The organism is Carboxydocella sp. JDF658, assembly GCF_002049395.1.
Lineage (GTDB): Bacteria > Bacillota.
Window position 1 is genome coordinate 1 of record NZ_BDLR01000153.1, and the last position, 201, is coordinate 201.

A 201-nucleotide genomic window follows, 5' to 3' on the forward strand; every position below is an offset into this window, starting at 1 on the left:
TCTGACTCCCAGGGTCCAAGTTATGGCATTCGCAGTTTGATAAGGTTCGGTAACCTTGCTCAGGCCCCTAGCCCATTCAGTGCTCTACCTCCATAACTCATCCCCTGAGGCTAGCCCTAAAGCTATTTCGGGGAGAACCAGCTATCTCCGGGTTCGATTGGCATTTCACCCCTACCCACACCTCATCCGCCGACTTTTCAA

The 201-nt window shown here is 52.7% G+C and carries 1 rRNA gene; it reads right to left on the reverse strand.

Features of this window, described 5'->3' with window-relative positions:
* Window positions 1–201, reverse strand: a 23S ribosomal RNA gene (locus JDF658_RS12935); the annotation flags it as partial.